Here is a 7,980-nt window from a genome sequence, read left to right on the forward strand (position 1 = left end):
TGTACTACGACGGGGCCCGCCGACCTTCTCGGCGGGCCCCGTCGGTTCTCGGCGCTCCGGCGGCTACCGGACCTCGCTCAGCACCTCCAGCACCGCGCCCTCGTCCGGCGCCGCGATGAGCCGCTCCCGGAACCCGGGGTCCGTCAGCCTGCGCGACAACAGCGCCAGGATCCGCAGGTGTTCATCGCCCGCGGCCGCCTCCGGCACGGAGATCATGAAGACCAGCCTGGCCTTCGTACCGTCCAGCGAACCCCACTCGACACCCTCGGCGGACCGCGCGAACCCGACGACGGGCGCGGTCACCGCATCCGTCTTGGCGTGCGGAATCGCGATCTCCTCCCCGAGCCCGGTGGTTCCCTGCTCCTCCCGCCGCAAGGCGGTGGCGACCAGTTCGTCGAGATCCGCCACCTTCCCGGTCCGGGCGAGCAGCTCAGCCATCTCCCGGATGGCGGCCTCCTTGTCGCGGGCGTCGAGGGCGACCTTCACGGTCCGCTCGGTGAGATAGCCGGAGAGAACATCGCCGTCGGTTTCGGCCGTGGGGGTGCCGGCGGCTTTGGTGCCGACACCGGTATCGGTGTCAGCGCCCGCTCCCGCAGCCCCACCAGCACCGGCGTCGGCTTTGTCGTCGGCGCCCCCGATGTTCCGCGTCCCGGTCGGTGCCGCCTCCGTGGCGGGCACGCTCGACGAGGCCACGACCCGCTGCGCCGCCACAGCACCGGCGGCTCCACCGGCCGCCGCACCGACGCCCACCCCGACCAGCGCGGGCTCGAGCGGTTCGGCCACGCTCAGTCCGGGCACCGGTGCCGCACTGTTGCGCCTCCGCTCGCTGACGTCGACCAACGTGACCGTCGTCAGCGCGGTGACCGCGGTGCCGATCAGCACGGCCACGAAGAACATCGGCACCCCGCTCACCGCACCCAACACCGCCACGATCGGCCCGCCGTGCGGCACCGCGTCCTCGACCCCGGCCACACCGGCGATGGCGCCGGCCACCGCGCCGCCGAGCATGTTGGCCGGAATCACCTGTGCGGGCCGCGCCGCCGCGAACGGGATCGCACCCTCGGAGATGCCGAAACAGCCCATGAACAACGCGGCCAGGCCGGTCTCCCGCTCCTGCTCGGTGTAGAGGCGTTTGCGTATCAAGGTCGCCAGTCCCTGCCCGAGCGGCATGACCGGGATCGCGGCCGCGCACATGCCCATGACCGTCTGGTTGCCGGTCGCGATCAGCCCGGTGCCGAACAGGAAGGCCGTCTTGTTGACCGGCCCGCCCATGTCGAACGCGATCATGAGCCCCAGAATCGCGCCCAGCAGGATCGCGCTCGTGCCCGTCATTCCGCTGAGCCAGTCGGTGAGGTGCTCGAACACCCAGGAGATCGGCTTCCCGATCACGTAGATGAAGAACAGCCCCAGAGCCGTGGTCGCCACGATCGGGATCACGATGATCGGCATGATCGGCCGCACGAACTTCGGGACCTTGACCTTCTTGATCCACAGCACCAGATACCCGGCGAGGAACCCGGTCACGATCGCCCCGATGAACCCGGCGCCCGCCTTCGAGTCGTACAGGTCGCCCGTGTTCGCGATCCAGCCACCGATCATGCCGGGCACGAGGGCGGGCCGGTCCCCGATGGCGTAGGCGATGTAGCCGGACAGGATCGGCACCATCAGCGTGAAGCCGATGACGCCGATGTTGTTGATGTCCATCCAGAAGGAGTCCTTCGGGATGACCAGACCGCCGGACGGGTCGGTGTGCCCGCCGAGCGAGAGCGAGATCGCGATCAGCAGCCCGCCGACCACCACGAACGGGATCATGTAGCTGACCCCGTTCATCAGCGCCTTGTACGCGACGCTCCGCTCCTTGCCGCCGCCCGATGCCGAAGCGGCCGGGGTGGCGCCCGCCGTGTGCACCGGCGCGGACCGCACCCGTTCGATCAACTGTTCAGGGTGGCGGATCCCCTCCGCCACGCCCACGGTCAGAACGCGCTTGCCCACGAAACGGCTCAGGTCCACGTCCTTGTCCGCGGCGATGATGACGCCGTCTGCGGTGTTGACATCGTTGTCATCTAGTACGTTTTCAGCCCCGATCGAGCCCTGGGTCTCCACCTTCATGTCGATGCCACGGCTCGCGGCGGCCTGCGTGAGCTTCTCCGCGGCCATGTATGTGTGGGCGATGCCGGTCGGGCACGCGGTCACCGCGAGCAGCTTCAACCGCTGCCGCTCGCTGCCGCCGCCGGTGTGGGGAGGTCCGGCCGGACTGGTCACGTCGATCTCCTAACGCCGTTGTCACGCGGAAACGCCGTCCCGGACGCCCCGCAAGATCGATCGGATCTTCCGATCTCTTCGCATCCTCCGTCACCTGCCCAGACCACCCGAGAACCAAAAGTTCCTGGATGACTGGCCTGTCGTCTCCTGTCCCGCAGCTCGCAGGCCCGTTGTCACCACAGCCAGGGCACGGTGTCAGGACGAGCGACGGCACCCCTTCGACGTCCCGGACGGCCGGCCATGATCGGCCTGATGTATGCGGAGGCGGACTGGGGTGCCCCGGCCGACCGGTGTAGCTTGGGACGGAGCCAGACGTCGCTGCTGATGGCGGTCGGGCGGTCCGCACGCGGGCCGACCGAGGGAGAGAGGGCCTCCGACGGACTGCGCTGCGCGCACCGGGCATGCCTGTGTCCTCTTCGGGCACCCCTGTGTCCGCCGCCGCGCAGACCAGCAGTACCACCGCGCCCCAAATCCGAGGAGCAGCTCGTAATGACGACTGTCGACAACCGACAGGACTTCAAAGTCGCCGACCTCTCCCTGGCCGAGTTCGGCCGCAAGGAGATCACCCTCGCCGAGCACGAGATGCCCGGCCTGATGGCGATCCGCAAGGAGTTCGCCGAGACGCAGCCGCTCGCCGGCGCCCGCGTCACCGGCTCCCTGCACATGACCGTGCAGACCGCCGTCCTCATCGAGACCCTCGTCGCCCTGGGCGCCGAGGTCCGCTGGGCGTCCTGCAACATCTTCTCCACCCAGGACCACGCGGCCGCCGCCATCGCCGTCGGCCCGAACGGCACCGTGGACAACCCCCAGGGTGTCCCGGTCTTCGCCTGGAAGGGCGAGACGCTGGAGGAGTACTGGTGGTGCACGGAGCAGGCCCTGACCTGGCCGAACACCCCCACCGGCGGCCCGAACATGATCCTGGACGACGGCGGTGACGCCACCCTCCTCGTCCACAAGGGCGTCGAGTACGAGAAGGCCGGCAAGGTCCCCTCCGTCGACACCGCCGAGTCCGACGAGCACCGCTGCGTCCTCGAACTCCTGCACCGCACCATCACGGACGGCTCGCAGAAGTGGACCCAGCTGGCCTCCGAGATCCGCGGCGTGACCGAGGAGACCACGACCGGCGTCCACCGCCTGTACGAGATGCAGCGCGACGGGGTCCTCCTGTTCCCGGCGATCAACGTGAACGACGCCGTCACCAAGTCGAAGTTCGACAACAAGTACGGATGCCGCCACTCCCTGATCGACGGCATCAACCGCGCCACCGACGTCCTCATCGGCGGCAAGACGGCGGTCGTCCTCGGCTACGGCGACGTGGGCAAGGGCTGCGCGGAGTCCCTGCGCGGCCAGGGCGCCCGCGTCATCGTCACCGAGATCGACCCGATCTGCGCTCTGCAGGCGGCGATGGACGGCTACCAGGTCACGACCCTCGACGAGGTCGTCGACAAGGCCGACATCTTCATCACCACGACGGGCAACAAGGACATCATCATGGCCTCGGACATGGCCAAGATGAAGCACCAGGCGATCGTCGGCAACATCGGTCACTTCGACAACGAGATCGACATGGCCGGTCTCGCCAAGATCCCCGGCATCGTCAAGGACGAGGTCAAGCCGCAGGTCCACACGTGGAAGTTCCCCGACGGCAAGGTGCTCATCGTGCTGTCCGAGGGCCGTCTGCTGAACCTGGGCAACGCCACGGGCCACCCGTCGTTCGTGATGTCCAACTCCTTCGCGGACCAGACCCTGGCCCAGATCGAGCTGTTCACCAAGCCCGACGAGTACCCGACCGACGTCTACGTGCTGCCCAAGCACCTCGACGAGAAGGTCGCACGCCTCCACCTGGACGCGCTCGGCGTGAAGCTGACCCAGCTGCGCCCGGAGCAGGCGGCGTACATCGGCGTCGAGGTCGACGGCCCGTACAAGCCGGACCACTACCGCTACTGAGCCGTAAGGCACAGCAGCAGACCCTCCGAGGCAGGCCCCCGCACCCCCGTGTCGGGGGCCTGCCCCTTTGGCCTTGTGACCCTCTCTCCGCCTTGCGCCCCCGCCGTGTGACCGTCAGGCCGGACAGCCCGTCAGAACCCAGGACCCCCATGCCCCGCGGCCGCTATTCGCTCCACGATCCGCACGATCACACCCCCCTCGCAGAAGAACACTTCCAGTGCGCCCCCGGCCCGTCCGGTTGGCGCTACGTCTCCCAACTCACCACTCCCGCCGACGATCACAGCGGCTCGGTCGACCTCACCCTCGACGAACTCGGCCGCCCCATCCGCCTCGAACTGCATGCCGCGAGCTGGCAGGTGCGCGGTGCCGCGCTCGACGGCGTCACCTGGGTCCGCACCGACCCCACCGGGGCCCACGCCACGGAAGGCAATGTCGCCGCCCATGCCTTCACCGGCACGTCCCCCGCGTTCCTCGTCGCCACCACCCGTCTCCTGCGCCTCACCCCCTCCGCATCAGCAACCCGCGTACGCCTCGTGGCCTTCACGGACCCCGTCCTCGCCCCGCGCACCGTGGACCAGTCCTGGACCTTGCTGAAAAGAGAAGCACACGCCACTGACAACGGCCCGCTGACCGTGGAGGAATACCAGGTCACAGCCCTGGACACAGGCGAACAGCACATCGTGCACATCGCCGGCGACGTGGTTCTCGCGGCCCCCGGGATCGAGCTGGAGGACCTCGAATCACCGCCGTCGACGTTCCCCGCACCGCCGCTGGACTGAAGCGACTTCAGCGGGTGTCCGCTTCAGCACACGACACCAGCGGCACGCGGTAACCCCCAGGACGGTCACCGACTCTGAGGCGCCTGGCAACCCGCGGAATCACGCCGGCGGAACGAACCCGGACGCAGGCCTGCCCCCCGGCGGCACGGCGGGCCTGGGCCCCTCGGAGGACTTCTCGTACGAGGGTCCCTCCACCGGAACACCAGGACGCGCCCCGCCCGGAGCCGCCTCGACGCCGTACGAGACAGGCGGCTGAGGAGACGGCGGAGCAGCGGGCTGCGCCCCCGGATACGGGTAACCGCCCTGCACTGCGACCGCAGGACCGGGCCCCGACGCATGAGACGGCCCGGTCCCCGTCGTACCGCTGCCGTAGGCCCGCCGGGCCTCCCGGGCTTGCCGTTCCTGCACCACCGCCGCCAGATACGCGCCCGGCGGCACATCCTGCGGAGCCGGAGTTCCCGTGTGCGCCGCGAGATCGGACGCCAACCGCTGCGCCATGGTCCAGCCGACCTGCGGGTCGAGTTGGTGCATCCGGGTCAGGTACTGGCGGATGGCAAGCCACAAGCCATCGGGAACCGCCGACAGATCGAGCCCGGAGAACCGGCCGGCCAGCCAGGGCGGAGGCGGCGGCACGAATCCGCTGGGCCCCACCGGAATTCGCTCCCGCACGACCAGCGTGCCCGCGAACACGTCACCGAGCCGACGGCCACGGGCCGACACGAGCGATGCGATACAGGCCACGACTCCGAACGTCATGAGAATCTCGATCACACCGATCGCGCCCCGCACCAGCGCATGCCGGAAGCGGATGGGCCCGCCGTCGTCCCGGACCACGCGAAGCCCGACAGCGAGCTTCCCCAACGATCTTCCGTGGCTGAGCGTCTCGACCGCGATCGGGCCGCCCACCAGCACGAGCAGGAACGCTGCGATCGAGAGCGCCACCTGGGCCGCGTCGTCCAAAGAAGCGGAAGCGGCCACCAGAGCCACGGTCACGGTGATGTACACGACCACGGCCACGATCAGATCGATCAGCACGGCCAACGCCCTGCTGGGCAGCTTCGCAGGGCGCAGCTCAAGCGCCACCGCCTCGCCCGTCACGAGCTCACTCACGCCTGCTGTCCTTCCCCTGACCCGACTGGTCAACGGCCAGTCTGCCAAGCTGAGGGCGCATCGCGTCGCAGTACGACAAGCTGACACTCACGACGGACCGCCGACGATCAGCCGAGGAGCAGGCAAACCGATGGACCTCGACGTCTTCGTCACCGCTCACCGAGCCGAATGGGACCGCCTCGACGCCCTGCTCCGGCGCCAGCGCCGCCTCAACGGCGCCGAAGCGGACGAACTCGTCGCTCTCTACCAACGCACCGCCACCCACCTCTCGCTGATCCAGTCCAGCGCCCCCGACCCGCAGCTCACCGGCCGGCTCAGTCAACTCGTGGCACGCGCGCGTAGTGCCGTCACAGGAACCCGCCGCGCCTCGTGGCGCGATGTCACCCGCTTCCTTGCTTACGGCTTCCCCGCCGCCGTCTATAGATCGCGGCACTGGTGGGTGCCCACCGCGCTGCTGTCCACCGTCGTGGGAGCCCTCCTGGGCTGGTGGATCGGCACTCACCCCGAGGTGCAGTCCTCCATCGCGGCCCCCAGTGAACTGCGCGAGCTCACCCGCCCCGGCGGCCAGTACGAGACGTACTACTCGAGCCATCCCGCGGCATCCTTCGCCGCCCAGGTCTGGACGAACAACGCCCAGGCGGCCGCCATGTGCCTGGTCCTGGGTATCTTCCTGGGCCTCCCGGTCCTCTGGATCCTGTTCCAGAACATGCTCAACCTCGGCGTCGGCATCGGCCTGATGTCATCGGTTGGCCGTCTCGACACCTTCCTCGGCCTCGTGCTCCCGCACGGCCTCCTCGAACTCACGGCGGTCTTCGTCGCGGCCGGCACAGGTCTGCGTCTCGGCTGGACTCTGATCGATCCCGGCCCCCGCTCCCGGCGCACGGCACTGGCGGAGGAAGGCCGGGCTGCCGTGGGCATGGCGATAGGTCTCGCGCTGGTCCTGTTCGTCTCCGGCGCCATAGAAGGCTTCGTCACCCCGTCGGGCCTGCCCACATGGGCCCGCATAACCATCGGGGTCGTCGCCGAGCTGGCCTTCCTCGCCTACGTCTTTGTCCTGGGCGGACGAGCGGCGCGTGCGGGTGACACGGGTGACGTCGAGGCCGCTGAGCGCAGCGCCACCGTCCCTACCGCCGCCTGATGTGCAGGGGACGCTGCTGAGCTGCTACTGTCTCCTTCGCCCCACAGGAGCCGTTGACACGGAGGCTGGGGGGAGGTAGATTCGAACAGTTGCCTGGAGCCGGGTTCATCCCGCTCGGTAGCAGTGAGTGTCTGTCTGCTTCTGGAAATCTTGATTTCAGAGAAGCCCTTTCCCGATGAAATCGGAAACAGATGGCCGGTCAGTCCGGTCCGAAAGTTCTGATAATGTTGGGAGCGCCGGAAAGGGAAACGCGAGAGCGGGAACCTGGAAAGCACCGAGGAAATCGGAACCGGAAACGGTCTGATAGAGTCGGAAACGCAAGATCGAAGGGAAAAGCCCGGAGGAAAGCCCGAGAGGGTGAGTACAAAGGAAGCGTCCGTTCCTTGAGAACTCAACAGCGTGCCAAAAATCAACGCCAGATATGTTGATACCCCGTCTCCAGCATCTGCTGGGGCGAGGTTCCTTTGAAGAAAACACAGCGAGGACGCTGTGAGTGACCGCCTTATTCCGGTGGTCGCTCCGCTCTCGTGTGTGTCGACCGGATTACCGGTAAACATTCACGGAGAGTTTGATCCTGGCTCAGGACGAACGCTGGCGGCGTGCTTAACACATGCAAGTCGAACGATGAACCACTTCGGTGGGGATTAGTGGCGAACGGGTGAGTAACACGTGGGCAATCTGCCCTTCACTCTGGGACAAGCCCTGGAAACGGGGTCTAATACCGGATACCACTACCGCAGGCAT

5 protein-coding genes and 1 rRNA gene are annotated in these 7,980 nt (G+C 68.0%); 4 read left to right on the top strand and 2 right to left on the bottom strand.

Features of this window, described 5'->3' with window-relative positions; translation table 11 throughout:
- Positions 1 to 63 precede the first annotated feature (63 nt).
- A complete protein-coding gene (locus BFN33_RS34390) occupies positions 64 to 2,262 on the bottom strand; it encodes a fructose-specific PTS transporter subunit EIIC (protein ID WP_069764085.1) in 2,199 nt (732 codons plus the stop codon).
- 489 nt (positions 2,263 to 2,751) lie between these two features.
- Here BFN33_RS34390 and ahcY point away from each other — a divergent pair, with 489 nt between their 5' ends.
- Together ahcY and BFN33_RS34400 are read left to right on the top strand one after the other, a co-directional pair.
- Positions 2,752 to 4,209: an adenosylhomocysteinase gene (ahcY, locus tag BFN33_RS34395; RefSeq protein WP_069764086.1), complete on the top strand. Its 1,458-nt coding sequence runs from the start codon at positions 2,752 to 2,754 to the stop codon at positions 4,207 to 4,209.
- A 149-nt stretch (positions 4,210 to 4,358) separates the two neighbouring features.
- Positions 4,359 to 4,988: a hypothetical protein gene (locus BFN33_RS34400; protein ID WP_069764087.1), complete on the top strand. Its 630-nt coding sequence runs from the start codon at positions 4,359 to 4,361 to the stop codon at positions 4,986 to 4,988.
- 99 nt (positions 4,989 to 5,087) lie between these two features.
- Here BFN33_RS34400 and BFN33_RS34405 read toward each other — a convergent pair whose 3' ends face one another.
- A complete protein-coding gene (locus tag BFN33_RS34405; protein ID WP_069764088.1) occupies positions 5,088 to 6,098 on the bottom strand; it encodes an RDD family protein in 1,011 nt (336 codons plus the stop codon).
- Positions 6,099 to 6,228: 130 nt separating this feature from the next.
- On the opposite strand from BFN33_RS34405, the gene BFN33_RS34410 reads away from it, so the two are divergent.
- Both BFN33_RS34410 and BFN33_RS34415 read left to right on the top strand, forming a co-directional pair.
- The gene (locus BFN33_RS34410) at positions 6,229 to 7,236 is read left to right on the top strand and encodes a stage II sporulation protein M (protein WP_069764089.1); all 1,008 of its coding nucleotides are present in this window, start codon (positions 6,229 to 6,231) and stop codon (positions 7,234 to 7,236) included.
- A gap of 556 nt (positions 7,237 to 7,792) precedes the next feature.
- Positions 7,793 to 7,980: ribosomal RNA gene (locus BFN33_RS34415) — 16S ribosomal RNA — on the top strand; the annotation flags it as partial.

The organism is Streptomyces sp. LUP47B (genome assembly GCF_001746295.1).
Taxonomy (GTDB): domain Bacteria; phylum Actinomycetota; class Actinomycetes; order Streptomycetales; family Streptomycetaceae; genus Streptomyces.